The following is a 26,471-nucleotide window of genomic DNA, read 5'->3' as shown; positions in this document are numbered from 1 at the left end:
TCTCTCCTTTCTACTGAACTAAGACGGTTATTTTATTTGTTTGTTTTTTTTTGTCTTGTTTTGAGTTGTTTTCAAAAGCTTCCATTGCAGCAGCTTCTTCTGATAAGCCACTTTCTAAGCCTTTTTGAATATTTGCGATCATTCGTTTATAGTCTTTCGGAATTACTTTAACAAACTGTCCTACATATTTATCCCAATTAGCAAGTATTTGTTGGCCTGACAAGCTATCTGTTAAAGCTACATGTTTTTCAATTAGTCCTTTTACTCTCTCTATTTCTGCTCTCTCTTCAAGTGTTTCAAAAATAATCATTTCTTTATTACATAATGTTTTAAATTGGTCTGCATCCTTTGATAATACATAAGCAACTCCGCCAGACATACCAGCTGCAAAGTTTTTACCAACATCTCCTAAAATAATAACTTCCCCACCAGTCATATATTCTAAGCCATGGTCTCCGATGCCTTCTACAACGATACTTGCACCACTGTTTCGAACAGCGAAACGTTCGCCTGCTTTACCGTTAATAAAGGCTTCTCCACTTGTCGCTCCGTAAAATGCTACATTGCCAATAATAACATTATCTTTTGCTGTATAAGAATTTACTGCTGGTGCTTTTGCGACAATTCTCCCACCTGATAGCCCTTTGCCGATGTAGTCATTTGCATCTCCTGTTAAATAAAGGCTCATGCCTTTTGGAATAAACGCTCCGAAGCTTTGACCAGCTGATCCTGTGAAATGAAGATTAATCGTATTTTCTGGAAGACCTGCTTCTCCGTATAGCTTCGAAATTTCGCTACCAACAATCGTACCTGTTACACGGTTTGTATTTCGGATAGAATAATGTAAATCTAGTGTTTCTTTGTTTTTTATTGCTTTGTTAACGGCTGGAAGAATCTTTTGAATATCTAAGCTTTCCTCAATCTTATGATTTTGCGGCGTTTGGAACGTTCTTGGACCATCCACTTTATATAAAAGTTTAGATAAATCTAAGTCCTTCGCTTTCCAATGCGTTTTCGCTTCTGTGCTAACGTTTAACACATCAGTTCTACCAACCATTTCTTCCACTGTACGGAAACCTAATTGTGCCATTAACTCACGTACCTCTTCCGCTACAAAGCGCATGAAGTTAACGATATGATTTGGATCTCCTGCAAATTTATATCGTAGCTCTGGGTTTTGTGTTGCAATGCCAACTGGACAAGTATCCAAATGACACGCACGCATCATCACACATCCCATTACAATTAACGGAGCTGTTGCAAAACCAAATTCTTCTGCTCCTAGAAGGGCTGCAAGAACAACATCTTTCCCTGTCATTAGCTTTCCGTCTGTTTCAAGCACTACTCGACTTCTTAAACCGTTTAACATTAATGTCTGATGAGCTTCAGCTAAGCCAAGTTCCCATGGAAGACCAGTATGTTTAATACTCGTTTTAGGAGATGCTCCTGTACCTCCATCATAACCGCTCACAACGATAACGTCTGCTGCACCTTTTGCAACACCAGCTGCAATTGTCCCAATTCCGCCTTTTGAAACTAATTTAACGGAAATACGTGCATCTCTATTTGCATTTTTCAAATCATGGATAAGCTGGGATAAATCCTCAATTGAATAGATATCATGATGTGGTGGTGGTGAAATCAATCCCACACCTGGTGTGGACCCACGTACTTCTGCAACCCAAGGATATACTTTGTTTCCTGGTAACTGTCCACCTTCACCAGGCTTTGCTCCTTGCGCCATCTTAATTTGCAGTTCTTTCGCATTGATTAAATAATGACTTTTAACTCCGAATCGCCCAGATGCAATTTGTTTAATATTACTTCTGCGATTATCGCCATTTTCATCCAATGAATAACGGGATGGATCTTCTCCACCTTCACCACTATTACTGCTTGCGCCTAATCGATTCATCGCAATTGCCAATGTTTCATGTGCTTCCTTACTTAGAGATCCAAATGACATAGCACCTGTTTTAAATCGTTTAACGATTGATTCGACAGATTCCACTTCATTAATATCGATCGGCTGTCTTGATCCATCAAAAGCAAATAAATTACGCAAAAAACTCATGCTTTCTTCATTAGCCGCTTCAGAAAATTGTTTGAATAATCCGTAGTCCCCTTGTCGACATGCCCATTGTAAAGTATGGATTGTTTTTGGATTAAAAGCATGGTGTTCTCCGCCTTTTCTCCATTGGAAATCACTTCCTGAATCTAATGTTTCATCGATTGATTCTTGATAGCCTAACATATGTCTTTTTGTTGCCTCTTCCGCAATAATTTCTATTCCGATACCACCAAGCTGGGAGACAGTTCCAGTAAAGTATCGATCGATTACTTCTTTTCCAATACCAACCGCTTCAAAAATTTGTGCACCTCTATAGCTCTGTACAGTAGAAATGCCCATTTTAGACATTACTTTAACGACACCCTCTGTAATTACTGTATTGTATCGAGCTACCGTTTCTTCATAAGAAAGAGACAAGATGCCATCTTCTATTGCTTGATTATATGTTGCATAGACTAAATATGGATTAATGGCATCAGCACCAAAACCAATTAAACTTGCAAAATGATGTACTTCACGTACTTCACCAGACTCAACAATAATACTTGCTTTCGCACGAAGCCCCTTTTTAATTAAATCTTGATGTAATGCACTTACAGCAAGTAGAACAGGAATTGCTTTTTCCTCTTTATTCATTGTGCGATCAGAAAGAATCAGTAAGGATACACCTTGGGCGATTGCTTCTTCTGCCTTTTGGACAAGGCTATTTATGCTTTCCTCTAAATCATCAGTAAATAAAGCATCGATTGTTCTAGCTGTAAATTCTGTCATAGAATTAGCTCGCAATTGTTCCACATCACCATTAGATAAAATAGGCGTTTTCAACTGAATTCTATGACAGTTCTTTGCATCAGGGTGAAGTAAATCACCTTCTGCTCCTAACCAAGAAAGAGTTGATGTAACTAGCTGTTCGCGAATAGCATCAATTGGCGGATTGGTTACTTGAGCAAATAGCTGCTTAAAATAATTAAATAATGATTGTGGCTTATTGGATAATACAGCTAGCGGCGTATCATTTCCCATTGAACCGATTGGATCTTTTCCTTCTATTACAACAGGAATAAGATTTTTTTGCACATCTTCATACGTATAGCCAAAAGCTTTCTGCCTTGCTATTAAATCAGGAAATGTCTCCGCTTTTTCTTCTTTATTTTCCTCTAAGCGAACAACTTCCTCTAACCATTCTGCATATGGATGCTCGGATGCAATTGAATTCTTTAATTCTTCGTCGGAAACAATACGACCTTCTTCTAAATCAATCAATAGCATTTTTCCAGGACTTAAGCGCTCTTTATAAAGGATGTTTTCTTCTTCAACTGGTACAACGCCAACCTCTGAAGAAAAAACGATATAATCATCTTTCGTCACATAGTATCTTGCTGGACGTAATCCATTACGATCAAGAATCGCACCAATTTGTTTTCCGTCTGTAAAAGTAATGGCCATTGGTCCATCCCATGGTTCCATTAAGCTACTATGATACTCGTAAAAATCCCTTTTTTGTTTTGTTATATGCGGGTTCTCTGTCCAAGGCTCTGGAATCATCATCATTGCCGCGTGAGCTGGTGTGCGCCCAGATAGGATAAAGAATTCTAATGCATTGTCGAATACAGAGGAGTCACTTCCATTGGAATCTAAAATTGGCAACACTTTTTCTAAATCTGCTCCAAAAACCTCTGATACAAATTGCTGCTCTCTTGCTTTCATCCAGTTAAAGTTTCCTCTTAATGTATTTATTTCTCCGTTGTGAATTAAGTATCGATTTGGATGAGCTCTTTCCCAGCTAGGAAATGTATTGGTGCTGAAACGAGAATGCACAATGGCGAAAGCAGAAACAAATGCTGGGTCTTGAACATCTAAATAAAAGCTTTCTACTTGATCAGATGTTAATAATCCTTTATAGACAATTGTGCTTGATGAAAGACTCGCAAAGTAAAACTCTTTCTCTTCGTCGCTTCCCCATTTTTCTGCTAATTTTCTGATAATATATAATTTGCGTTCAAACGCTAATTTATCTTTATTTGTTTGATTTGATTGAATGAATACTTGCCGAATTACCGGGCAGCTTTCTTGTGCAACTTTTCCGATTTTTCTGAATTCAGTAGGTACAGTTCTCCAACCTAAAAGTACTTCTCCGACCTCTGCAATATATTCATTAATTTTTGTCTCGATTTTGTCTCGATTTGGATCATCCTTTGAGAAAAAGACCATTCCAACTGCATATTGGCCACGTTCTGGCAGATTGATATCTTTTAATTCTTTCCGAAAGAAAGCATCTGGGATTTGTACCATTAATCCAGCACCATCTCCTGTTAATGGGTCACTCCCTTGCCCACCACGGTGATCTAATTTACAAAGCATGCTTAATCCTTTTGTAACGATGTCATGCGTCGCTTCCCCTTTTATATGAGCGTACAGTCCGATTCCACATGCATCATGTTCAAATTCCGGTCTATATAAGCCCTGCGCTTTTTCCATTTGGTTGTACGTCATTTCAACCACCCCTGTCAGATTTTCTAACAAATTTTTTTATTCAGATAATTCAATTATACTATACAAATTCATATGTACAATATATCATTTAGATAGAAATAATCTAAAAATGAGATAATAATAAAGAAGGTCGATAAAAATGGAACTGAGACAACTAAAATATTTTATTGAAGTAGCGGAAAGAGAGCATGTATCAGCTGCCGCTGAACATCTGCATGTTGCCCAATCTGCTGTTAGTCGTCAAATTGCAAACTTAGAAGATGAGCTAGGTGTTCAATTATTTGAACGTGAGGGTAGAAATGTAAAGCTGACTTCGATTGGAAAGATATTTTTAACCCATTCTCTTGCTATCGTCAAATCAGTTGATCGTGCTATTGAACAGGTAAATGCCTATTTGGATCCAGAAAGAGGCTCGATAAAAATTGGCTTTCCAACAAGTCTTGCAAGTCATTTACTACCAACGGTTATTTCTGCCTTTAAAGAAAAACATCCCAATGTGAAATTTCAATTACGGCAAGGATCTTATCATTTTTTAACAGAAGGTGTAAAAAATAGAGATTTAGATTTAGCCTTCTTGGGTCCTGTACCTACGGACGATTTTTTATTAACGGGGAACATTTTGTTTACAGAAAAAATCTTTGCCTTATTACCGAGCACGCATTTGTTAAGCGAAAGGAGATCCTTACGCTTACGAGATTTACGCAATGATGAATTTGTTTTATTTCCAGAAGGCTATATCTTGCAAAAAATTGCCATAGATGCTTGTAAACAAGAAGGATTTTTACCAAATATAAATGCGGAAGGCGAGGATTTAGATGCGATTAAAGGATTGGTTTCTGCGGGTATGGGTGTGACGTTGCTACCAGAGAGCACTTTTTATGACACGGTTCCAAAGTTTACGGTGAAAATACCAATTGAAGATCCAATTATCAGTCGAACTGTCGGAATTATCGTTCCAAGCAATCGAGAATCTCCTCCATCTGTTCAAACCTTTCGACGATTTGTCATCGATTTCTTCACGATATTAGAAAAATATCAATAAACGAAGGAATAAGGGTCTAACTTTTAAAGTTTTGGCGTTTTCAAAAGAATGTTGCGTTTTTTATTTGTTGGAAAATGAGAGCAGACTGAATACGCGTAGACTCCTATGGAATAAGCGAGGAGTCCACTGAAAAACTGCAATATAATCATAATTGTTGGTGGCCGACTTTTAAATTCGGGTATTTCATTTGTTTTTCGAGGCGACAGCTCGCCTCGGAGAAAGCAAAGTGTATGCAGGCTGCGGGTCAAAGCAACACACTTTCCGAAAACAGTCAAAGCTTTAGACCCTTTTTTCTACCCATTTATTATTTTTCTAAAACTTCCTTCACTAAAGAATGAAAAATCGTTAGCGCATGATCGATAGGCTCTGGTGTTGTTAAATCGACACCAGTTTTTTTGAGAAGCTCAAGTGGATAGTCAGAACTTCCACTTTTTAAAAAGTCTAAATAATTTTCTACGTCCTTTGCCTTACCCTCTAATAGTTTATCAGCTATATTTATAGCTGAAGCAAACCCTGTTGCATACTTATAAACATAAAACGGACGATAAAAATGAGGGATTCTTGCCCATCCATATTTCACTTGCTCTTCCACTACTAAATCGTTACCATTATAGGCTTTAAACAATTCTTCATAGGTTGCATTGAAAAAATCCAATGATAGCGGAAGCCCTTTTTCCGCCTGTTCATGCACTGTTTTTTCGAATTCACTGAACATCACTTGTGTAAAGAACGTACCTTTAAAGCTATCAATGAAGTGATGTAATAAATGCTCTCTTTTCAGTGGATCCTTCTCTTTTTTTAATAAATGTCTAATTAACAATACTTCATTCACAGTAGAAGCGACTTCCGCCACGAAAATGCTATAGCCTGCGCTTATTTGCGGCTGATGTTTACTACTAAAATAAGAATGCATTCCATGTCCGCATTCATGAGCAAGTGTAAATAAACTATCTAAATCATCTCGATGATTTAGTAGAATATATGGATGAACACCATATAAGCCTAAATTATAAGCGCCTGATCGTTTCCCTGGTGTTTCTCTTACATCTAAATAACGATTCTCTTTAAAGCTTTTTAATACAGAAACATATTCTTCCCCTAATGGCTTGAGTGCCTCAATCATTATTTGAAATGCTTCCTCATAGCTAATCTCTTCTTTGGCTGCTTCTCCGACCAATGGAACACTTAAATCATAGGCACGTAGTTCATCAAGCTGTAGTCGTTTTTTGCGGAATTGCATATACTCATCCATATAAGGTAAATTCTTTCGTGTAGTCGCAATTAAATTATTATATACACTTACAGGAACTTGGTCCCCAAACAAACTTTTTTCTAATGCAGAAGGATAATTTCTTAGTTTCGCTGTTTTTACATTGTTTTTCACTGCTGCACTAAACGTTGTAGCAATGGTATTTTTCAGTCCTATATATGGCTTGTAATATGCTTGGTATGCTTCTTTCCTTACTTCTCGATCTTCACTTTCGATTCTTTTGGCATACATTCCTCTTGTTAATTCAACCTTTTCTCCATCTTCATTTGTTACTTCTCCAAAAGTAATATCTGCGTTATTTATCATTCCGAATACATTGCTCGGTACGCCTAGTGCTTCCCCTAATTCAGATAATATCTCTTCTTTTTCCTTGCTTAAAACATGCTTTTTATAGCGAAAAGATTCAAATAAGTCTTTTTCGAAATAGGCTAACCCTTCTTCTTCTTTTATGTATGCTTTTAACTTACTTTCTTCTAAAGATAATAAATAGGGCATAAAAAAGGAGGTTGCACTACTGTATTTCTGTCCAACATAACGTGCTTTCTCTATGAGACTTTGTGCATTTGTATTGCGTGTATCCAAATCTAATAGAAGCATTCCATAGGCATATACTTTTCGATAAATAAAACTAACTTCCTCTGATAGAGTAAGATATGCTAATAAACTAGCCCCATTGATAATATTGCTATTAAATGTTGCAAGCTCCTCGATTTTTTTCTCCACTAATTGAAGATCTTTTTCCCAGTCTTCTTCTGTTTGATAAATATCTGCCAAATTCCATTTTTCTAAATCAGCGACATCTTCCCTTGTCTTATATGTATTCATAAACTTCCTCCATTCATTTGATTTTCTATCTTACTTGTTATCATACAAATAAAATAGAATGGAATCTATGTATATGCTGTAATCATACCTAGCATTATCCTTTTGTGTAAAGTACAAACGTTTCATTTAATCTAATTTGGGATTTCTGGGAATAATATTATTTTTAGATAATACTATTTGGATAATCTCTTGCGTGGATAATATGGATAACAATGAATTTCTTCTATTAAATAAATGCAAAAAAACAGGTTTCTAAGAAAAAGCTTGCTAAGACTCTAGTAACTATGTTATATTAATCTAGCGATGAGCTATATTGAATAAGTCAATGAACGTTATTGCGCTATGTGGAGCGTAGTTTATTGCCTCAATACGTAGGACACATTTAAGTGTCCCATACACTGCCGATAAACCTATGTTTATCGGCAGTTTTTATTTTGTAATGGAATATAAAAAAATAAAAAGCTATCCTTTTTTGCAGGGAAAAACCTCAATGAATCCTATAATAGAAAATTCATTGAGGTCCTCCCTTTTAGGACAGCTAATATGTGATAACTAGTATAAATTAATAAGATTATTATGCGGTTAACTGCTTTAACTCTTCTGTTAAGTGATAAAACTTTTCTTTGTCACCAGCAATTAATGTTTCGTCAATTTGTTTTTTTAGTTCAGCTTTTCGAAAGTCGTAAAGGGCTTTTTCTAATACCATTTCAGCAAATAAAGAATCAACTACATTTCCTACAGACTGTTTTGGTGCATTTAATAAATACTTTTCCATTTGAATCAACCCCTTGTTCTTTTTTACAGTATAGCAGTAATTTTCTGATAATTCAAATACTTTTTTGAGGAAATTTATTCCTTTTAAAACTTTTCTTGAAAAATGGATTTATGTATAGGCTAAATTCTGATTTTCATGTATTCTTTATAGAGATTAGGAAAGGGGAAATGTAAAATGAGTTATAAAATGATCGTATTAGATATGGATGATACTTTATTAACAGATGACCATATTATTTCAGATGCTACAAAAAAAGCTTTGATGCTAGCCCAAGAAAACGGTGTTAAGGTTGTCCTTGCATCTGGAAGACCAACATATGCTATGCAAGATGCAGCAAAAGAGTTAAAGCTTGCTGAATATGGCAGTTTCATTCTTTCCTTTAATGGAGCGAAAATAACAAATTGTAAAACAAGTGAAGAACTATTTAGCAGTACACTTTCTCCAGAAACCGTTCATGCTCTTTTTGATTTAAGCCAAAGAGAAAATGTTTGGATTCATACGTATATACAGGATGAAATCATTACACAACAGAATAATCCTTTCACTGAAATCGAAGCGCAAATTACCGGCTTACCTATCAAAACCGTTGCGGATTTCAAACAGACTGTTTCATCCCCTGTTGTAAAGGTATTAATGGTGAAAGAAGAAGATCACCTAAAAGAAGTAGAAGCAACGCTGCAAGCAGAGTTAGCAGAAGATTTAAGTGTGATGCGTTCTAAACCCTTCTTCCTTGAATTTACGGAATTAGGAGTTACAAAGGGGACAAGCCTTGCGATCCTGATTGAAAAACTTGGGATTACAAGAGAAGAAGTTATCGCCATAGGAGATAGCTATAATGATGTTGCCATGATTGAATTTGCTGGTCTTGGAGTTGCAATGGGCAATGCCCCTGATGATGTGAAGGAACTTGCAGATTTTGTCACAGATACCAATAATAATGATGGTGTCGCTAAGGTAATTAATACTTTTATCCTTGATGCTATTACTGCTAAGCAGGTGTAAAAAATATTGTTTGTAAAAAGCTGTGTTGATATTATGCGCCACAGCTTTTTTGTCATTTGTAATTCTGCTTTAAGATAATTAAATGTTTATTTCCTCTCCTTCCTCATTCTTCTTAATTGTATAACCTATGAAATAATTTCATTTAAACATTTGATTGCTTAATGAAATAAAGGCATACCTATTCTGCATAGGTATGCCTTTATTAGAGAGCATTTAATCGTTTATCCACCAAAATCCATTACTTACTCTTCCTCATCTGGCTCATTAAAAACCTTAATCGTTTTAAAAGCTAAATTCACTTTAAAATGAAGATTCCAATTACTTCGAAGGACCTCTATCTCATGGTCTTGAACAGAAACACATAGAACAACATCTCCATCCCAATCCATTAATACATATTCGTTTTGGTTAGAGAATAGTTTATAGTCTTTATGTGCAATTAAATTCCATCCAAAATTTAGCGTGTGGCTTTTATTCCCCATTAAGATGCTCCTTTATTTTCCTTGTAAAAGGATTATTTCACTTCGACAGTCCAGCCAAATGGATCTTCTTGTCTTCCGTTTTGGATATCTGTAATTGTGTCATATAACTTTGTAGCCAATTCTCCTGTTTCCCCGTTATTTAAGACGATTTTTTCTTCATTCCAGAAAAATTCACCAATTGGAGAAATAACCGCTGCTGTTCCTGTACCGAACGCTTCTTCTAACTGGCCGTTTTTATGTGCTTCAAAAATTTCAGCTATTGTAATTCTTCTTTCTGTAACAGGAATATTCCAATATTGCAATAATTCCATAATACTTCTTCTTGTTACACCTTCTAAAATACTACCATTTAATTGAGGGGTTACTACTTCTCCATTGATTTTGAAGAATACGTTCATTGCGCCGACTTCTTCAATATATTTCTTTTCGACACCATCTAACCATAGAACTTGAGAATAGCCTTTTTCTGTTGCAATTTGCTGTGCTTTTAAGCTTGCTGCATAGTTACCAGCAGTCTTTGCTGAACCAGTACCACCTGCAACTGCACGTACATATTCATTTTCTACAAAGATTTTCACTGGTTTTACCCCTTCTTTATAATACGAACCTACAGGAGATAAAATGATCATAAATTTATAGCTAACAGATGCGGCAACACCTAAATATGGTTGTGTAGAAATAATAAATGGTCTTATGTATAAAGAAGTTCCTTCACCATTTGGAATCCATTCTCTATCGATATTAATCAATTGTTTTAAAGCATTTAACGCAAACTCTTCATCGATTTCAGGAATACATAGTCTGTCGTTTGATTTATTTAAACGCTCCATATTCTTCTCAGGTCTAAATAAAAGAACTTTCCCTTCCGCTGTTAAATAAGCTTTTAAACCTTCAAAAACTGCTTGTCCATAGTGGAAAATAACAGAAGCAGGATCTAAAGTAATTGGTTGGTATGGAAGAATTTGTGCATCATGCCATCCTTTGTCTATGGAATAATCCATCATAAACATATGGTCAGTAAAAACTTTACCAAATACTAATGTAGAAGGATCCGGTTTTGGTTTCTTTTCTTTTGCTAAAGTTACAGTGATTGTTTGTTCTGTCACGTTCCATTCTCCTTATCTTAACTATTATTTCTATTTATTATAACGCAAAGTTTCGCTAGAGAAAGTAATTTTGATAAAAAGTTAAAAAATAATTTTGCATAACTAAACAATTTCTAGAAAAAATTTAAAATTAGCTCCTCTTAATAATCCGTTTTATGTAAAATAACTTAAAAAACAAAAAAAACAACCAAAATCTACAAGGATGTACATTTGGCTGCCCTTATTAATTCCAATGCTTTGTATCTTCTAAAAGTTCATCAATTTCTATATCGATTAAATTCCAAGTAGATATTTCTTGCTCTAAATCGGTTGTGTTCGTTAAAATTTCGTCGATGTCGGTTCTAATTAAATGCATGATTGCCTCCTTTAAAACCGTCTTAATTCTGTCAAGAGATTATTGCTACTATTAGTTCCATATCGGAAACGGTTAAGTATATTATAGCAGTTATCACCTTTTACATATAATAAACCTGCTTTACAAATTGATTACACCTTATAGACAAAATGATTAAAATCTTTATTATAAGGAGAACTTGCAAGAACGTGATATAATAATTTCTATTGACTTGTAATGATGAGAACAGCAGTTTCATTTCGATTGTTCTGTTTTTAGCAATAAGCTTCAAGTAACATATAAATTGCCCTATTCCCTTTATTTATTCGTTATGTATACTCATTTATTTGGTTATAATGGAGTAGACAATTGGAGGTGTTATCGAAATGACCAAACTATTAAAATGGGTTCTTACCCTTCTTATCATATATGCAGCATATACCATCTTTTTTAAAGAGCATGACAATAATAGCATAGATAATCAATCTGTTACATTGGAAAATAATTTGAATCAAGAATCCATTACTTCCTTTATTCAGACGGTAACGAGAGAGTTAGAAAGTCTCAAATCCCTTTTTCAAAACGCGCAGGACATCCTTCCTGACTGGAATGTGGAAAATAAAACAGAAGAAATAAGCAAACCTGAGTTGAAAACTCCAAAAGATTATCCTTTTTCTATCTATAATATTTCCCTTGGAGATGATAAACATACAGTGGAGACTACTCTTGGCACTTCCCAACGAGTGACAGCTAATGAATATGGAATTTCATGGTTTACTTATCATAACAATTATCAAAACTTTGTAATGGTAGGTTATGATGAAAACAATAAAGTAGCTGCCTTGTACACGAATCAGGATTTAATAGCTTCTAATAATGGCATTAAAAAAGGAACAGAAAAAGAAAAAGTGTTAGAAACATTAGGAGAACCTTTAACAGAGTTAAGAAAAGGACTGGTTTTTTACAAGATGGCGGAAGATAGAGATTATGAGATGTTTTCACTTGATGATTCCTATGTCACTGTATTTTTTGATAAGCATGAAAATAATACAGTAACTGCTATTCAAATGGTCAGCTCTTCTTTAGAAGAAAATCGCAACGAGTTTTATGTGGATGGAACAGAGGAACTAAAAGAAGGCTTCGAATATCAATTATTTGATTTAACGAATGCGAGTCGTGTAAATAACCATTTAAAGCCTTTATCATGGGATGAAGCAGTAAGAGAAACCGCCCGGAAGCATAGTATAGACATGGCAGAAAATAATTATTTTAGCCATACAAATCTTGATGGGGAATCCCCATTTGATCGTATGCTTAATGATGGTATTCGCTACAGCATGGCCGGCGAGAATTTAGCATACGGCCAAAACAGCAGTGTTTTTGCACATGAAGGCTTAATGAATTCCATTGGACATCGTGAAAATATCCTTCAAAAGGATTTTGCCTCCTTAGGCGTCGGCGTAGCGTTTAATGACAATGCCCAACCATACTATACAGAAAACTTCCTAACAAAATAAACATACTAAGATTAGTGGGTAAGGTCATCGACGGATGACTTTGCCCACTATTTTTCTTTTTTAAGTTATAGTGAGAAGTGAAAGAAAGCTCGACCAGCCTCAGGGATCTCGAATCCGAATGATAAACGGAGCTTCTTCGCTTTCATTTTTGAATCAGCTTTAAGTATGTTGGGGCCAAAGAGCTCGTGTATAGGAAATTGGAATCGAAATGAATAAGTGAAGATCTTTCAAAATGATAAAGAAGAGAGAGGAAAAACATTGGAATTAATTATTGCTTTAGATATTTCTATGGGGAAAAGTTACAAAGTCTTATATGACGGTCAAACATGTCTTTCAGAAGGGGAAATACTTCACAATAAGTTTGGGTTTCAAGCATTACTGGAAGAGATTCATAGCCTTCCAGAAGAACCTAAAATTGTTTTCGAATCAACTGGTATATATTCGAAGCCAGTGGAGACCTTTTGTCAGAAAAACAATTTAACCTATTTCTTATTAAATCCTCTGGAAGCCAAGAAACAACTAGAACAGGGAACACTCAGAAGCTGGAAAACAGACAAACATGATGCCCATAAATTAGCACAAATTCATCCATTTGTGGATCGATCAGAAAAAGTACAACAACCTGAAATTTATACAGAACTTCGTGATCTTTCGCGCTTTTATCAAGAAATAGAAGGACAAATAAAACATACTCGGATGTACTTGCACCATGCACTTCAAGTAAGCTTTCCGGAGCTTGAACGATTCTTTTCCAGTAGAGTAACACCTTATGCTTTAACACTAATAGAGTTATTTCCACATCCTGAATTAGTATTACAGACAAGTAGAACCAAGATTAAAAATTTATTGATGAAAACTACGCATAAGAAGATATCAGAAAATCGAGCTATGGAGAAGGCGAAGTTAATCATTGAATACGCGCAAGAATCTTATCCAGCTGTTTCACCAGATAGTGTTCCAACTCAAAAAGTTCAATATTATGCACGACAACTTCTTCATCTATTAGAGGAGAAAAAAATGGTTTCCGAACAATTAATTGTGAAGGCCCGACAACTTTCGGAATTCCAGTTACTTACTAGCTTTCCTGGCATTGGGGAGATTAGCGCAGCACTCCTTATTGGTGAGATAGGCGATCTGTCACGCTTTTCTAATCATAAAAAAGTGAACGCCTTTATCGGCATAGATATTAGAAGGTATCAATCTGGTAAATATGCAGGTCAAGACCATATCAATAAACGTGGAAATCCAAAAGGAAGAAAAGTCTTATATCTTATCGTTAAGAACATGATACGCCAACAAAAAGCTGCCCCCAATCATATTGTGGATTATTATTATAAATTAAAAAAGCAACCTCAGGCCAAAAAGGACAGGGTTGCCACTGTAGCTTGCATGAACAAGCTATTGAAATGTATCTATTCCATGGTCAGGAACAATACAAAGTACGAATACTCGTACACGGTCTCTAAGGACCAATAACACATAAAAAGTATACCACACAATACCTCAGTTTGAAAAATTTAATAGAATAGCTGAGGTTATTTGTCATGCTCAAAAATAGTACTATCAAGTTCAAATATTTTTTAATAACTACTTGACTAATCGTAGGAAAAAGGCTGGTACATAAGTATTCCAGCCCAGGTGAAAGCCAAACAATTACACGAAATTTGTATGATTGTTTGGCTTTTAATTAGTTTGTAAAAAAGCTGGTTCAGTTGTTATCAGCCGTCTTTCCAATTAATTAATTTTTTCTATTTCCATAATAGTTTATAGAAAAATAATCTTTAAAAACGAATTAGTTTATACACTGACTATATTTAAAATCATAAATAACTAGCATGAAAAAGTAGCCTTTATTTAAGCGCTAAATTATAGATTGTTCGTCTTTCCAGTTGGGCTATTTAGTTTTGTCTCAGTCTCTATTTGAATTATGTAACGAAATGCTGAATTGGAAATCCATCAAACATTTACAAGGATTACTAATTAAACAATCAAATTACCAATCATCCAGATTAGGAAAAAACTAATGACAATTGATAAGTTCGCAGCGGTGCCGACGAAGCGTTGATTGTATTTAAACTCAATGCTATATGGAAGAACACATGATGCCATCGGTAAGATTAAACAGATTAAGATTGTATATCGGAACATATCTTCAGCTGGCCATAGAAAAAATGCTAGTAGTCCTAAAAGAAGACCAATTCCATATCTTATCCCAAGCACTCTGCCAATACCTTTCCAATACTTCTTTTCAATCGAAAAATTCAAATAAATGCCGAGCAATAATAAAGAAAGTGGCATATTTGCTTTTGAAATGGTAGCCGTTACATCAATTACTTGATGTGGCAAATGGATACCCGTAATATTAATGAAGAAAATGAACACATATGTCATTAAAGGAATCGATTTACCTAGCTGACTTACTACATGTTTAACACTAAGCACGGTCCCCTCTTTTGAATAATAGCTACCAATTAAATAGCTAATACCAAAGGTTACAATGGCATTGCCAATATCAAACATACCAAAATACTTTATTCCTTCCGTCCCCCAAATTCCTTGAACTAAAGGATAAGCAAAAATTCCGATATTAAATCCAGGAATGAGCATCCCTAACATTCCTTTTTCCTTGTTTTCTTCCTTTCTAAATAGAAAGAGTCCGATGATGGAAATGACGATTCCATAAAATAACCCAAGGAAAACTAGCATAAGTAGCGACTTCTCAATAATTACATTATGTAAGGTAGAGATAATCAAACATGGTAAAGTGATATTAAAAATTATGCGCGCTAAGCCCTCTCCATCCTTTTCTTTAATAATATTTTTCTGTTTAAAGAAATAGCCGATTGCAATGATAATAACAGAATACAAAAACTGGGTATTAAAATTCTCCATTCTCTAATATCCCCTAACTATTAATTTACAAATACTTTTCACCAATGAAACTACTATACTACTAATCAGAATGCTTGCAAAGACTTTGGATAGAAAAAAGGATTGCTACGTGATAAGAAAATCTTATCGAACGCACCCAATCCCTGTTAAAGATTCTATTAAAAACTATTGCTTTCCGTTACGCTATTATTTATTTCTTTCAATCTACGAATATCTAAACGAATTAATAAGGAAACAGCAAGGGATACGATAAATAGACAAGAGAAAACTAGTAATGTTCCTTGATAACTACCTGTCGTATCACGAATCCATGACACAATACTAGGTCCTGCAACTCCTGCCGCTGACCATGCAGTAAGAATATAACCGTGAATGGCACCAAGTTGCTTTGTCCCAAATAAGTCGCCAATATAGGCAGGTATGGAAGCGAATCCTCCACCGTAACAAGACATAATAATAAACACAATAATAGAAAAAGCAAGATAATGATGCAAATGAGGAAGCGCAAAGAATGCTACTACTTGTATTGCAAAAAATAATGTGTATACATTTGGTCTTCCAATATAATCAGAAATCGTTGCCCAAGCAATTCTTCCAGCGCCATTGAATACGCCCATAATACCTACTAGTGTTGCAGCACCTGCTACAGACATTCCTGCTAACTCCTGTCCCATTGGAGAGGCAACAGCGAGAATTGCAATCCCACAAGTAATATTGATAAATAACATGATCCACAATGCCCAAAATCTCTTCGTTTTTACCGCTTCATTTGCTGTTAACTGAGACAAATCTTCTTTTACCTTGAGGTGACCAGCTTCCACAGATTGTTTAAATCCTTTTGGCATATAACCTTTAGGTGGTGCTTCTAAATATTGTGCGGAGCAAAGAATGACGACAAAATATACTGCTGCTAAAATATAAAACGTATTAGAAATACCAACCGTGCTAATCAAATGATTCATGACTGGACTACTTATCATGGAGGCAAAACCGAATCCCATAATAGCTAACCCAGTTGCTAAACCTCTACGATCTGGAAACCACTTAACCAATGTAGATACAGGAGTAATATAGCCAACACCTAAACCTATTCCGCCAAACATACCGTATGTAATATACAGAAGAGGCAGTGATTCAATACTTGTTGCAAAACCAGCACCAGCCATTCCTAAACCAAACAAGAAAGCGGAGAGTCTACCAGCGGCACGGGGACCATATTTTTCTACAAAATGCCCAAGAAATGCTGCTGATAAGCCTAAAAATAAGATAGCAATACTGAATGTCCATGAAATACTCGTTAAACTCCAGTTAAACTGAGACTCAAGCGGTTTTGTAAAAACACTCCATGCATAGACAGATCCGATTGAGATATGAATACCAACTGCTGCTAAAGCGATTAACCAACGATTTTTTGTTTTCATTTGTGTTATACCCCTATTGTGTTTATTTTCTAATCAATAATGAATAACTAAATTTTATAAAGTATAAGAAATAGCAAGCGGTTCTGCTGCTTTTCGTACCCCATCTAACGCCAATTCAACCGTTTCATTCGTATGTAAGACGACTGCCATTCTTCTTCCTTTTGTCGTTTTCGGTTTACCAAACACACGAATTTGTGTATTTTCAACTGATAAAGCTTCCTTTATTCCAGTTATAACATATGTTTCGCTTTCTTTTGTTGCCTTTACTGTTTTACTTGCCCCAGGAGCATATAATTTCACACCGGTAATCGGGTAGCCAAGAATGGCTCTTACATGTAAAGCAAATTCCGATAGGTCTTGTGTAATCATGGTAACCATCCCTGTATCATGAGGTCTTGGCGAAACTTCACTGAAATAGACACCGTTTGCTGTTAAAAATAATTCAACCCCAAATAATCCATACCCACCTAGGCTGTCTGTTATTTTTTTAGCTATCTCCTCTGCCTCTGCTAATTGTTCAGCTGACATAAAATGAGGCTGCCATGATTCAATATAATCCCCATCTTTCTGTGTATGGCCAATTGGAGGACAATAGGTTGTACCGCTAACAGAACGGACAGTTAAAAGGGTTATTTCGGATTCAAATGCAATAAACTCCTCAACAATTACCCGCGTTTTCTTTCCTCTTCCTCCATCTACCGCTTCTTTCCAAGAGGATTCAATTTCCTCCTCAGTACGGCAAATACTTTGCCCTTTGCCTGAGGAACTCATAACCGGCTTAATTACACAAGGAAATCCAATAGTATGTACGGCTTCTTCCAGTTCTTCTATATTATTTGCAAAAGCATACTTTGCTGTAGGTAATTTTAGCGTTTCACTCGCTAATCTTCTAATTCCTTCGCGATCCATCGTTAAATAAGTAGCGTTTGCTGTTGGAACTACCGTATAGCCTTCTTTCTCTAATTCTAATAGAGTAGTAGTAGCAATTGCCTCAATTTCAGGAACAATATAATCTGGCTTTTCTTTCTCGATTACCGATTTTAATTGATCACCATCCAGCATATCTACTGTATACGAGCGATGTGCAACTTGACTCGCCGGTGCGGAATCATAACGGTCAACAGCAATTGTTTCAATTCCTAAACGCTGTGCTTCAATGATTACTTCTTTGCCTAATTCCCCAGAACCTAATAACATGATTTTTCTTGCTTGTGAAGTATTTGGTGCTCCTACCACGATGCCAATCCCCCTAAACAAAATAATTATTCCTTTATTCAGCATATTAACGTAAAATCAGTGTCTATTCAACCCTTTTTTTCTTCATTTCCGAACAATTTTAGTTGTGAACTGTAAATAATTCGTATTTAACCAAAATGGGAAATCGCTTACTTTTGGTGTGGAAGGTATTTATTTTTAAGGAAACGCAAAAAAAGCATCAGATATTTCTAATGCTTTTTTACAGGAATCTATTAAATATTGTTGGTAATATATTTACGATTATCAAAACATGTGTATTGTACATTCATTTTCCAATCTAAATTAGATGGAAGTGTGCGTTTGACTATCTTCCATTGCTGAATAAACAACGTTTCCCCTACTTATCGTTACTTTTCCTCTTCCACGAAAAGTTTTTCCGATATAAGGACTTAATTTATTTTTATAAAATAAATCTTCCTGTTTTAACGTAAATTTTTCATTTATATCGACTATCGCAATATCCGCATCACTTCCTACAGAAACACTTCCTTTATTTGGATATAACCCAAATCTTTTTGCTGGATTAGTACTTGTTATTTTCGCAATGGTTTCTAATGGAATCCCCCTTTGCCAATAGCCTTCTTCTAATAAAACGGAAAGAGAGGTCTGACAGCCAGAAATACCACCCCATGCTTCTAGTAGATTTCCATTTTTCATAGAAGGCAAAGAAGGGGAATGATCAGAACCAATCACGTCTATCTCATCCTTTGCGATTGCTTCCCATAGGTTATCCACTTCCTGCTTTGAGCGTAATGGTGGAGCGCATTTTGCGACAGCTCCGAGTTTTTCTAAGTCATCAACTGTTAACGATAAATAGTGGGGACAAGTTTCTACACTAATATCAATGCCTCTTTGCTTTGCTTCTACTATCGGCTTCAAAACTTGTGCACTGCTGATATGAACAATATGCACTTTACATTTTGTTGCATCTGCATAGGCGATAATGCGTTGAACTGCTTCTATTTCTGAAAATATTGGTCTAGCATTCGAAAAAGCTAGACCTATATTTTCAGTTTGACTATTAATCTCTTTCCCTAAAAATTCAGTAATGGTATCACTTTCCGCATGGACAGCTAAAATACTATGTAGGGCTGCGATTTTTTTCATTGCTAGCAATAGCGTACGATCATCTGCACTTTGAAAATCTTCTATCCCACTATTGGACATAAAGGCTTTAAAGCCAATTACTCCGCAACGAGCAAGCTTTTCTAGTTCATCTAAATTGCCGGGTACTACACCGCCCCATAAACGATAATCAATGATGGATTTCTCTTTAGCAATTTCATTCTTTTGGTGAAAAGCTTCTTCCGTTGTTGTCGGCGGATGACTATTTAATGGCATATCAAAGAATAATGTAGCCCCTCCTGCCGCTAAGCTTTTACTTCCCGTTGCCAATCCTTCCCACTCGCTTCTTCCTGGCTCATTGAAATGTACATGGGAATCAATCACACCTGGAAACAAATATAGACCATCTGCTTCAATCGTATGATTTGCCTCACTCTGATTAATAAATATATCTATTTCTACTATTTTTCCATTTTTTATCCCAACATCTGCTTTAGTTAACTCTTCTTCCCTGACAATAATTCCATTTTTAATGACTAAATCATATTTCATCAAATGTTTTCAGCTCCCTCGATAGGTCTGATATCCCCAACCAGATAATAATAAAGGAATGTGATAATGACTTTGTGCTTTATCCGTATTAAAACGAATAGGAATGGTTGTTAAAAAGTTATTTTCCACTTCTACTCTCTGAAAATACTCTTTTACAAAAAATACTAATTCAAATTCCCCATCTTCCACTTTTTCTAATAATACCGTATCTATTCTGCCATCATCATTTGTTATACCATTTGCAATGAAAGTTCTAGTTGTATCGGTTATTTTCCATAACTCTACTTTTATTTCCGCCCCCGGTTTTCCCAGTGTTACATCTAATACATGGGTTGTAATTCCTGTTTTCATTTTATGCACCTTGTCCTTTTGTTTCTAGTTTGACGATATCATCTAAGCGGAATTTTGATATAGCGAATATTTGGGTCAATGCCGTTTGAAATTCCTGCTCCTTAGAAGCCTTTATTCGTTCCTTCATCGCTTTATAAATACTTTCCTTTGTATGCCCCTTCACTGCTAATATAAAGGGGAATCCATATTTTTCAGAATACGCTTTGTTTAATGCCGCAAATTCCAAATATTCTTCCGCTGTGAGTGAGTCTAGCCCTGCCCCTTTTTGCTCTTTTACAGACGAATCAGTCATTTTCAACTTCCCTCCTAAATCAGGATGAGCTCGAATTAAGTCTAACTGATCTTCCATATGAGCCTCTTTTACTACCTGTACCATTAATTGATAGAGTTCATGTAAACTAGGAAAAGGGCGATAATCCCAAGTCTTATTGGCAATCCAAGGACTATGCTCAAATACCCAGCCTATTTTTTCAATAAACTCCTGTCGATTCATTGCATTAATTTCTTCCAACGAATACATCTCCTCATTCCTTTCCTTCCCCAATTGTTTCATGCCTCTTTTTTGTTAAAAGATCAACTGCTCTCAAAATGCCCTCATAGCCGGTGCACCGACAAAGGTTTCCTGATAAGGCTGTTAACACATCCTCTTTTGAAGGTTGTTCCTCTTCATCTAGTAAAGATTTTAACGCTATAATCATACCAGGGGTACAATAACCACATTGAAGTGCACCTGCCTGCAAAAAAGCCTCTTGGATTGGATGCAGTCTCTCTTCTGATAAGCTTTCGATTGTGAAAATTTCTGCATCTTCCATTTGGTATGCCATAATTAAACAGGAGTTAACCAGTTTGCCGTTCATGATTACCGAACATGCTCCACATCTACCGACCTCACAAGCTACTTTAGTACCTGTCAGCGATAAAGAATCACGAAGTATGTCAACAAGGCGATACGTTGGAGGGAGCGTTAACTCTATTTGTTTACCGTTGACTTTAAAGCTTGTTGTTTTTTCTATTAATTTATTGGCATCCATTTTGCTCCTCCTATCTGCTTAAAATCTTCTGTTCAACCGCCTTTAATATCGTATCTGCTTGTATAGGCAATTTATTTAACCACATACCAGTAGCGTCATGTATCGCGGAAACGATAGCTGGTGCAACTGCAACCGTGCCTATTTCTCCTACTCCTCTTGGACCATATGTATCTCCACTAACTAAGTCCTCTATTGCAAATACTTTCGTTTCCTTCGGGATATCTAAAATAGTCGGAATTAAATAAGTATCCAGGTTTTCGGTCATATATCGCCCATTTTCCATTGCCGCGTCTTCCATAAGCGTGAATCCTAATCCCATATTTGCTCCACCTTCAATTTGACCTAAATAGCCCATCGGATTGACAACCGGTCCCGCCGAAATGACATGATCCATTTTCGTTACAGCTACTCTTCCTGTTAAGAGATCCACCTCTACTTCTACTGCTACACCTGCGAAAGTATATAAAAAATGTCCTCCATCAATGGATTGGGGAGTAGTTGGAAAATGATAACTGGTAGTAACAGATGGAAGCTCATCCATTGATGATGCTAATTCTTTATAGGTTAGTAAAAGCTTTTCTTCCTTCTCTTCTTCATAAATCCAAATTCCATTTTTACCAAGAGAAAGTTTTTCTGACGATACATTTGTTTGTTTCTCTGCTCCAGCTAGAACTTTTTCTATAAATGGAGCTTTTAATTTATTTACCCCTAACCACACCATATTTGTCGCTCTCGAGGCAGTCGATGACCCAGAATGAGGCACTTTTGCGGTATCGCCAATCGTTATTTCAACATCATTTGTGTCACAGTTAAAGGTTTCTGTCATAATCATATCAATTGTTGAAATCAAACCTTGCCCACATTCTTCAAAACCAAAGGAAACCTCTAGCTTTCCTTCTTCATTTAAAGATAAGCGTGCACCTGATGGATCTGGTCTTCCATAGCCAAGACCTCCGCCATGCATCGTAATGCTGTATCCTCTTCCTTTAAGCTTCCAATCCATTCCGGCATTCAAATCTGTTTTCTTTTGAAGAATGGGTGACTTGATAAGTTCTGTTAGAACAGCTTTTGCCCCATCTGTAGGAACTATGGGTTGTTCAACTGGTCCAGGATCCTCTGTTTGACGCAAATTTTTCATGCGGAATTCCGTTGAGGATATACCAATTTTTTCTGCTAAACGCTCTATCTGTGTTTCTAAAGCAAACGTTATTTGATTTCCGCCAAATCCTCTAAATTCACCGGCGACTCCGTTATTTGTGTAAATGGAATACCCCTTTACATCCACATTCTCTATACGATAAGGACCAGCGCTATGCTCTACAGCGAAATCTAAAACAGCCGGACCTAAAGTGGCGTAAGCACCTGTATCCGCGAAAATTTTCACTTGATGTGCAAGTAGCTTTCCTCCTGTATCGGTTCCTGTCTTCATATATATTTTCATTGGATGTCTTTTTAAGCCCGCTTTAATAGAAACTCTTCTTGATTGATGAATCTTTACCGGTCGTTTTGTTTTTAAGGCCAGGATGGTGATATAAGGCTGTATATTCAGTTCATCCTTTCCTCCGAAGGAACCTCCAATTGGACTTGAAATAATACGGATTTTTTCTGGTGGAATAGAAAGAATTCTAGAAAGCTGTAATTGATCTTTAAACCCATGCTGTGTCGGTGCATAAACGGTAATTCCGCCATCACTACCAGGAACAGCTACTCCGCCTTCTGTCTCCATATACGCATGCATTTGCCTTGGTGTATGGTATATTTCTTCAACGATAAATGCACAGTCTTTAAAACTCTTTTCTATCTGCCGTTCTCCCTTCTGAAAAGCAGCCTGATGAAGTAGATTGCCATCTTTATGTAATTTAATTGTAGTGTCTCTTAACGCCTCTTCCGGATCTGTTACCGGTTGTAATGGTGTATACTTTACTTTGATTAATGAGATTGCCTTTTGAGCTATTTCCTTTGTTTCAGCGGCTACAGCTGCAACGGCATCCCCTACATATCTCACTTTATCTTCGCAAAGAACGGGTTGATCCTGTATGACAATGCCAAAACCATTTAATCCAGGAACATCTCTATACGTAATAACGGAAGCGACACCTGGTAACTCTTCTGCTTCTTTTGTATCGATGGATTCAATCTTGGCATGGGGATGCTCGCTTCTAAGCACCGTTCCATACAGCATTTGCGGGAAAGACATATCGGTTAAATATTTGAGTCTCCCTGTTACTTTTGGTTCGCCGTCTCGTCGGATTTTCCATCTGGCGCCTGCACTAGTTATATCAAGAACCATAGGTTTACTCCTTTCCTTGCTCCTTTAGAATATCTTTTATCCATGCAATAAACAGGTTTGCAGCAACTTTTTTACGGTATTCTACTGTTATAAATGGATCTGTATAGGATGAAAAATCATCTTGAATCACTTGAGATAAAAATGACCAATCGATGCCATTTGCTGCTTTATTAATCTCTTTTTCAGCTATGGAAAGCCGACAAGGGAGATGAGAGCCTCCGCCAATCGCAAGCCTTGCCGTTTTAATATTGTTTTCTTCATACTCTATATAGCCTGCGATAGAAATAATGGCTGCTGTAAAGCTCTCGCGCCTGCCAATCTTTCTGAAAAAAGAAGAACCAGGTTTATTCAAGGTATGAATAGGAATGTATATATTTGTTAACAATTCAGAGGACGGAGGATTTGGCTTTGTTAGCCATTCTCTTAAAGAAATCATGTTTTCCTGTTCACCATTGTAAAAGGATAGTTGGGCTTCTAAAACCAATAAAGCTGGTATAGTGTCACCTATTTTACTGCATATATTTCCACCAATTGTGCCCCGGTTTCGAACTGCTGGAGCAGCAATTTTTTCACAAGCTTCAGCAAGAATCGAGGCATTCTTTTGAATCGAGATGTTATGCAAGCAATCAGAAATCGTCATTGCTGCACCGATTTTTAAAGCTGGCTCTCCATCTAACTGGACTTCTGAAATTCCTTTTAATTCGGAAAGTTTTTCTGTACTGATAAGATGCTCTGGTTTTTCAACACCTGCCTCCCAATTAATTTGGAGAATCGTTCCACCAGAAATTATACGATTATGTTGATTTCTTAGATTATGAATGGCAGATAAAGTTCTGGGCATCTCGACAGTGGTTGGATAGGCATCGGCAGAAATTTTCATTTTTATTTCCTCCTTGCTAACGCTTTGTCATAATCTATTTTTGTATCGATATCTATAAAATGAATATCGTTTGAAAATTCAATCTTTTTTCCATGTAAAAGTCCCTTTTTTAATAATTTTCTAGCTCCAGCATCCCCTTTTAGTTGATTGATTTTTTCATATACAGTTTGATGAAATAGAATAGGTGGCATGAGCACCCCATCATTCATACTTGCCACATATTCTTCCTTCGGTGGATAGAATGGTGTTTCCACTATTTTACTAAGCATACTTGACGTTACAAAGGGCTGATCTGCTAAGCATACAAGCATTTTTTCAAACTTTTTTTCGATTGCGGCTGCAAATCCTGCTTGTAAAGAATAGGATTGCCCTTTATTTGCTTCCTTACATTTTATTACTTCGCCTTTTTTTCCATTTAATAAGTTACTATTTTCAGTTGATATCCAGCTTAAATGGTCAGTAGGTTGAACAATGACTAGAACATAATCAATACAAGGAGTTGCAAGTATTTCAGTTAGAGCGGCATTTCCAATGGTATCCTTGCCAAAAGGTAATGATAATTTAGGCTCCCCCATTCGGCTGCTTTTTCCAGCAGCTAGATATATGGCTGTAATCATAGCATGATCCTTTTTTTAGACATTGTCTTATTTTTTATCTTAATTAATTCGGCCACAATACTAATTGCAATCTCTTCCGGGCTTTCTGAATGGATAGGTAAACCAACTGGATAATGGATCCACTCTTGTTTCTTTTTTCCAGCTAATAATCTTTCTGACCTTTTTTTTGAACCGAGAAGTCCTAGGTAGTTCAGCTTCTTTTGTTGGAAGTAATCAACTATTTCTTGATCCTTCAGGAAGCTGTGAGTCATTGTAATGACAAAATCATGTTCCGTAGGCTTTATTTCAGCCATCGCTTCATTTGGAGTTCCAATGATATATTCGTTGGCGTTGGGAATATTTTCTTTTGAACAATAGGCTTGTCGCCAATCAGATAAAATTACATAGAATCCTGCTTTACTTGCAAAATTTACGACTGGCCTTGCATCTGGTCCTGCGCCATAGATGATTAATTTGGGCTGAGGATGTATAGTCTGGATGAACGAGAATATCTCCCCATCAAAATTCGCTTCATATTTTTGAAAGGATGACATATTTGCATTCTCATCTGTTTTACCGAAAATAAAATTCTCCATCTGTTTATTTGACTTGTTAAATTTTTTAACAAGTGTGATTGTAATTCCCTTTTTTAAATAGCTGTTTATTTCTTGGAAAAGCAATCTTGTTTCCGTCGTAATTGGCTCAACCATAATAAATATTTTGCCGTCACAGCCGATTCCTTGCCCCCAAGATAAATCATCTTCGGAACGTAAATCATATTCCATCATGAATGGTTGCATTTCCTTCTGGATCTCAATCCTTGCAAGTAAGTCCTGCTCCACGCAACCACCACTAAGCAAGCCTGTTTCCATCCCCTTATCCGAGATGAACATCATGGTTCCTTCTTTACGATAGGCTGAACCTTCTACCTTTACAATAGTAGCTAAATAGCTGTTGTTATTCTCTTTAATAACGGAATCAATAACGGTATAATGATCGGAAGACATCAACATTCCTCCAATAATTTATTTTTTTCCTCCATTGTTACTTTTTATCACATTTCATGTTATTACATCATATTAATTGGTCTATTTTTATATGTCATTGGATTCATTATATAATAAATGCAAAGCAATTTAGTTAATTTAAACAAATTTTCTAAATTATTATTTTTTTATTGTAATCCTCCTCAAATGTATAGAAACAATTCATATTACTA

21 protein-coding genes are annotated in these 26,471 nt (G+C 36.1%); 4 read left to right on the top strand and 17 right to left on the bottom strand.

Features of this window, described 5'->3' with window-relative positions; genetic code table 11:
- Nucleotides 1–10: 10 nt before the first annotated feature.
- Nucleotides 11–4,564 carry a glutamate synthase large subunit gene (gltB, locus tag NYE52_RS11405; RefSeq protein WP_341193169.1) on the bottom strand — a complete coding sequence of 1,518 codons (4,554 nt, stop codon included), beginning with the start codon at nt 4,562–4,564 and terminating at the stop codon, nt 11–13.
- Nucleotides 4,565–4,703: 139 nt separating this feature from the next.
- On the opposite strand from gltB, the gene NYE52_RS11400 reads away from it, so the two are divergent.
- Nucleotides 4,704–5,606 carry a LysR family transcriptional regulator gene (locus tag NYE52_RS11400; protein ID WP_341193168.1) on the top strand — a complete coding sequence of 301 codons (903 nt, stop codon included), beginning with the start codon at nt 4,704–4,706 and terminating at the stop codon, nt 5,604–5,606.
- Nucleotides 5,607–5,910: 304 nt separating this feature from the next.
- On the opposite strand, the gene pepF is transcribed toward NYE52_RS11400, so the two are convergent.
- Nucleotides 5,911–7,701: an oligoendopeptidase F gene (pepF, locus tag NYE52_RS11395; protein WP_341193167.1), complete on the bottom strand. Its 1,791-nt coding sequence runs from the start codon at nt 7,699–7,701 to the stop codon at nt 5,911–5,913.
- A 574-nt stretch (nt 7,702–8,275) separates the two neighbouring features.
- Nucleotides 8,276–8,476 (bottom strand): IDEAL domain-containing protein, encoded by a 201-nt coding sequence (locus NYE52_RS11390; RefSeq protein ID WP_341193166.1) that lies wholly within the window; start codon nt 8,474–8,476, stop codon nt 8,276–8,278.
- Nucleotides 8,477–8,650: 174 nt separating this feature from the next.
- Between NYE52_RS11390 and NYE52_RS11385 the strand changes: the two genes are divergently transcribed.
- The gene (locus tag NYE52_RS11385; RefSeq protein ID WP_341193165.1) at nt 8,651–9,478 is read left to right on the top strand and encodes a Cof-type HAD-IIB family hydrolase; all 828 of its coding nucleotides are present in this window, start codon (nt 8,651–8,653) and stop codon (nt 9,476–9,478) included.
- 242 nt (nt 9,479–9,720) lie between these two features.
- On the opposite strand, the gene NYE52_RS11380 is transcribed toward NYE52_RS11385, so the two are convergent.
- From NYE52_RS11380 to NYE52_RS11370, 3 genes are all read right to left on the bottom strand, one after another.
- Entirely contained in the window at nt 9,721–9,960 is a 240-nt protein-coding gene (locus NYE52_RS11380; RefSeq protein ID WP_341193164.1) for a hypothetical protein, read from the bottom strand.
- A gap of 32 nt (nt 9,961–9,992) precedes the next feature.
- Complete coding sequence (locus NYE52_RS11375) at nt 9,993–11,066, bottom strand: branched-chain amino acid aminotransferase (protein ID WP_341193163.1); 1,074 nt, start codon at nt 11,064–11,066, stop codon at nt 9,993–9,995.
- A gap of 223 nt (nt 11,067–11,289) precedes the next feature.
- A complete protein-coding gene (locus NYE52_RS11370; protein WP_341193162.1) occupies nt 11,290–11,421 on the bottom strand; it encodes a hypothetical protein in 132 nt (43 codons plus the stop codon).
- Between the two features lie 365 nt (nt 11,422–11,786).
- On the opposite strand from NYE52_RS11370, the gene NYE52_RS11365 reads away from it, so the two are divergent.
- Nucleotides 11,787–12,917, top strand: coding sequence for a CAP domain-containing protein (locus NYE52_RS11365; RefSeq protein WP_341193161.1), 1,131 nt, complete (start codon nt 11,787–11,789; stop codon nt 12,915–12,917).
- Between the two features lie 216 nt (nt 12,918–13,133).
- Complete coding sequence (locus NYE52_RS11360) at nt 13,134–14,393, top strand: IS110 family transposase (protein ID WP_341192356.1); 1,260 nt, start codon at nt 13,134–13,136, stop codon at nt 14,391–14,393.
- 504 nt (nt 14,394–14,897) lie between these two features.
- Here the strand turns inward: NYE52_RS11360 and NYE52_RS11355 are convergent.
- The 11 genes from NYE52_RS11355 to NYE52_RS11305 form a co-directional block, all read right to left on the bottom strand.
- The gene (locus tag NYE52_RS11355) at nt 14,898–15,809 is read right to left on the bottom strand and encodes an AEC family transporter (protein WP_341193160.1); all 912 of its coding nucleotides are present in this window, start codon (nt 15,807–15,809) and stop codon (nt 14,898–14,900) included.
- A gap of 158 nt (nt 15,810–15,967) precedes the next feature.
- A complete protein-coding gene (locus NYE52_RS11350; protein ID WP_341193159.1) occupies nt 15,968–17,230 on the bottom strand; it encodes an L-lactate MFS transporter in 1,263 nt (420 codons plus the stop codon).
- Nucleotides 17,231–17,284: 54 nt separating this feature from the next.
- Nucleotides 17,285–18,466 (bottom strand): formate-dependent phosphoribosylglycinamide formyltransferase, encoded by a 1,182-nt coding sequence (gene purT, locus NYE52_RS11345; protein WP_341193158.1) that lies wholly within the window; start codon nt 18,464–18,466, stop codon nt 17,285–17,287.
- Nucleotides 18,467–18,769: 303 nt separating this feature from the next.
- On the bottom strand, nt 18,770–20,104 hold the full coding sequence (locus NYE52_RS11340) for an allantoinase (RefSeq protein ID WP_341195166.1): 1,335 nt from the start codon (nt 20,102–20,104) through the stop codon (nt 18,770–18,772).
- A 9-nt stretch (nt 20,105–20,113) separates the two neighbouring features.
- Nucleotides 20,114–20,455, bottom strand: coding sequence for a hydroxyisourate hydrolase (gene uraH / locus NYE52_RS11335; protein WP_341193157.1), 342 nt, complete (start codon nt 20,453–20,455; stop codon nt 20,114–20,116).
- Nucleotide 20,456: 1 nt separating this feature from the next.
- A complete protein-coding gene (gene uraD / locus NYE52_RS11330; RefSeq protein WP_341195165.1) occupies nt 20,457–20,975 on the bottom strand; it encodes a 2-oxo-4-hydroxy-4-carboxy-5-ureidoimidazoline decarboxylase in 519 nt (172 codons plus the stop codon).
- Between the two features lie 4 nt (nt 20,976–20,979).
- Nucleotides 20,980–21,486 (bottom strand): (2Fe-2S)-binding protein, encoded by a 507-nt coding sequence (locus tag NYE52_RS11325; RefSeq protein WP_341193156.1) that lies wholly within the window; start codon nt 21,484–21,486, stop codon nt 20,980–20,982.
- 10 nt (nt 21,487–21,496) lie between these two features.
- Entirely contained in the window at nt 21,497–23,776 is a 2,280-nt protein-coding gene (gene pucD / locus NYE52_RS11320; RefSeq protein WP_341193155.1) for a xanthine dehydrogenase subunit D, read from the bottom strand.
- Between the two features lie 4 nt (nt 23,777–23,780).
- Entirely contained in the window at nt 23,781–24,656 is an 876-nt protein-coding gene (locus tag NYE52_RS11315) for an FAD binding domain-containing protein (RefSeq protein ID WP_341193154.1), read from the bottom strand.
- Between the two features lie 2 nt (nt 24,657–24,658).
- Nucleotides 24,659–25,273 carry a nucleotidyltransferase family protein gene (locus tag NYE52_RS11310; RefSeq protein ID WP_341193153.1) on the bottom strand — a complete coding sequence of 205 codons (615 nt, stop codon included), beginning with the start codon at nt 25,271–25,273 and terminating at the stop codon, nt 24,659–24,661.
- On the bottom strand, nt 25,270–26,259 hold the full coding sequence (locus NYE52_RS11305; protein ID WP_341193152.1) for an XdhC family protein: 990 nt from the start codon (nt 26,257–26,259) through the stop codon (nt 25,270–25,272). The genes NYE52_RS11310 and NYE52_RS11305 overlap by 4 nt, the downstream gene beginning before the upstream one ends.
- Nucleotides 26,260–26,471 lie beyond the last annotated feature (212 nt).

It is taken from the genome of Niallia sp. FSL W8-0635, from assembly GCF_038007965.1.
Taxonomy (GTDB): domain Bacteria; phylum Bacillota; class Bacilli; order Bacillales; family Cytobacillaceae; genus Niallia.
Note: the sequence above shows the minus strand (reverse complement) of the source record. Positions and strands in the feature narration are given on the sequence as shown.

What these genes read in the sequence shown, in the direction of transcription:
- NYE52_RS11325 (WP_341193156.1), bottom strand. Translation starts at nt 21,486, where the DNA reads ATGGATGCCAATAAATTAATAGAAAAAACAACAAGCTTTAAAGTCAAC.
- NYE52_RS11350 (WP_341193159.1), bottom strand. Translation starts at nt 17,230, where the DNA reads ATGAAAACAAAAAATCGTTGGTTAATCGCTTTAGCAGCAGTTGGTATT.
- NYE52_RS11390 (WP_341193166.1), bottom strand. Translation starts at nt 8,476, where the DNA reads ATGGAAAAGTATTTATTAAATGCACCAAAACAGTCTGTAGGAAATGTA.
- NYE52_RS11305 (WP_341193152.1), bottom strand. Translation starts at nt 26,259, where the DNA reads ATGTCTTCCGATCATTATACCGTTATTGATTCCGTTATTAAAGAGAAT.
- NYE52_RS11365 (WP_341193161.1), top strand. Translation starts at nt 11,787, where the DNA reads ATGACCAAACTATTAAAATGGGTTCTTACCCTTCTTATCATATATGCA.
- NYE52_RS11340 (WP_341195166.1), bottom strand. Translation starts at nt 20,104, where the DNA reads ATGAAATATGATTTAGTCATTAAAAATGGAATTATTGTCAGGGAAGAA.
- uraD (WP_341195165.1), bottom strand. Translation starts at nt 20,975, where the DNA reads ATGTATTCGTTGGAAGAAATTAATGCAATGAATCGACAGGAGTTTATT.
- NYE52_RS11370 (WP_341193162.1), bottom strand. Translation starts at nt 11,421, where the DNA reads ATGCATTTAATTAGAACCGACATCGACGAAATTTTAACGAACACAACC.
- NYE52_RS11400 (WP_341193168.1), top strand. Translation starts at nt 4,704, where the DNA reads ATGGAACTGAGACAACTAAAATATTTTATTGAAGTAGCGGAAAGAGAG.
- uraH (WP_341193157.1), bottom strand. Translation starts at nt 20,455, where the DNA reads ATGAAAACAGGAATTACAACCCATGTATTAGATGTAACACTGGGAAAA.
- NYE52_RS11355 (WP_341193160.1), bottom strand. Translation starts at nt 15,809, where the DNA reads ATGGAGAATTTTAATACCCAGTTTTTGTATTCTGTTATTATCATTGCA.
- NYE52_RS11310 (WP_341193153.1), bottom strand. Translation starts at nt 25,273, where the DNA reads ATGATTACAGCCATATATCTAGCTGCTGGAAAAAGCAGCCGAATGGGG.
- NYE52_RS11380 (WP_341193164.1), bottom strand. Translation starts at nt 9,960, where the DNA reads ATGGGGAATAAAAGCCACACGCTAAATTTTGGATGGAATTTAATTGCA.
- NYE52_RS11315 (WP_341193154.1), bottom strand. Translation starts at nt 24,656, where the DNA reads ATGAAAATTTCTGCCGATGCCTATCCAACCACTGTCGAGATGCCCAGA.
- NYE52_RS11385 (WP_341193165.1), top strand. Translation starts at nt 8,651, where the DNA reads ATGAGTTATAAAATGATCGTATTAGATATGGATGATACTTTATTAACA.
- pepF (WP_341193167.1), bottom strand. Translation starts at nt 7,701, where the DNA reads ATGAATACATATAAGACAAGGGAAGATGTCGCTGATTTAGAAAAATGG.
- gltB (WP_341193169.1), bottom strand. Translation starts at nt 4,564, where the DNA reads ATGACGTACAACCAAATGGAAAAAGCGCAGGGCTTATATAGACCGGAA.
- pucD (WP_341193155.1), bottom strand. Translation starts at nt 23,776, where the DNA reads ATGGTTCTTGATATAACTAGTGCAGGCGCCAGATGGAAAATCCGACGA.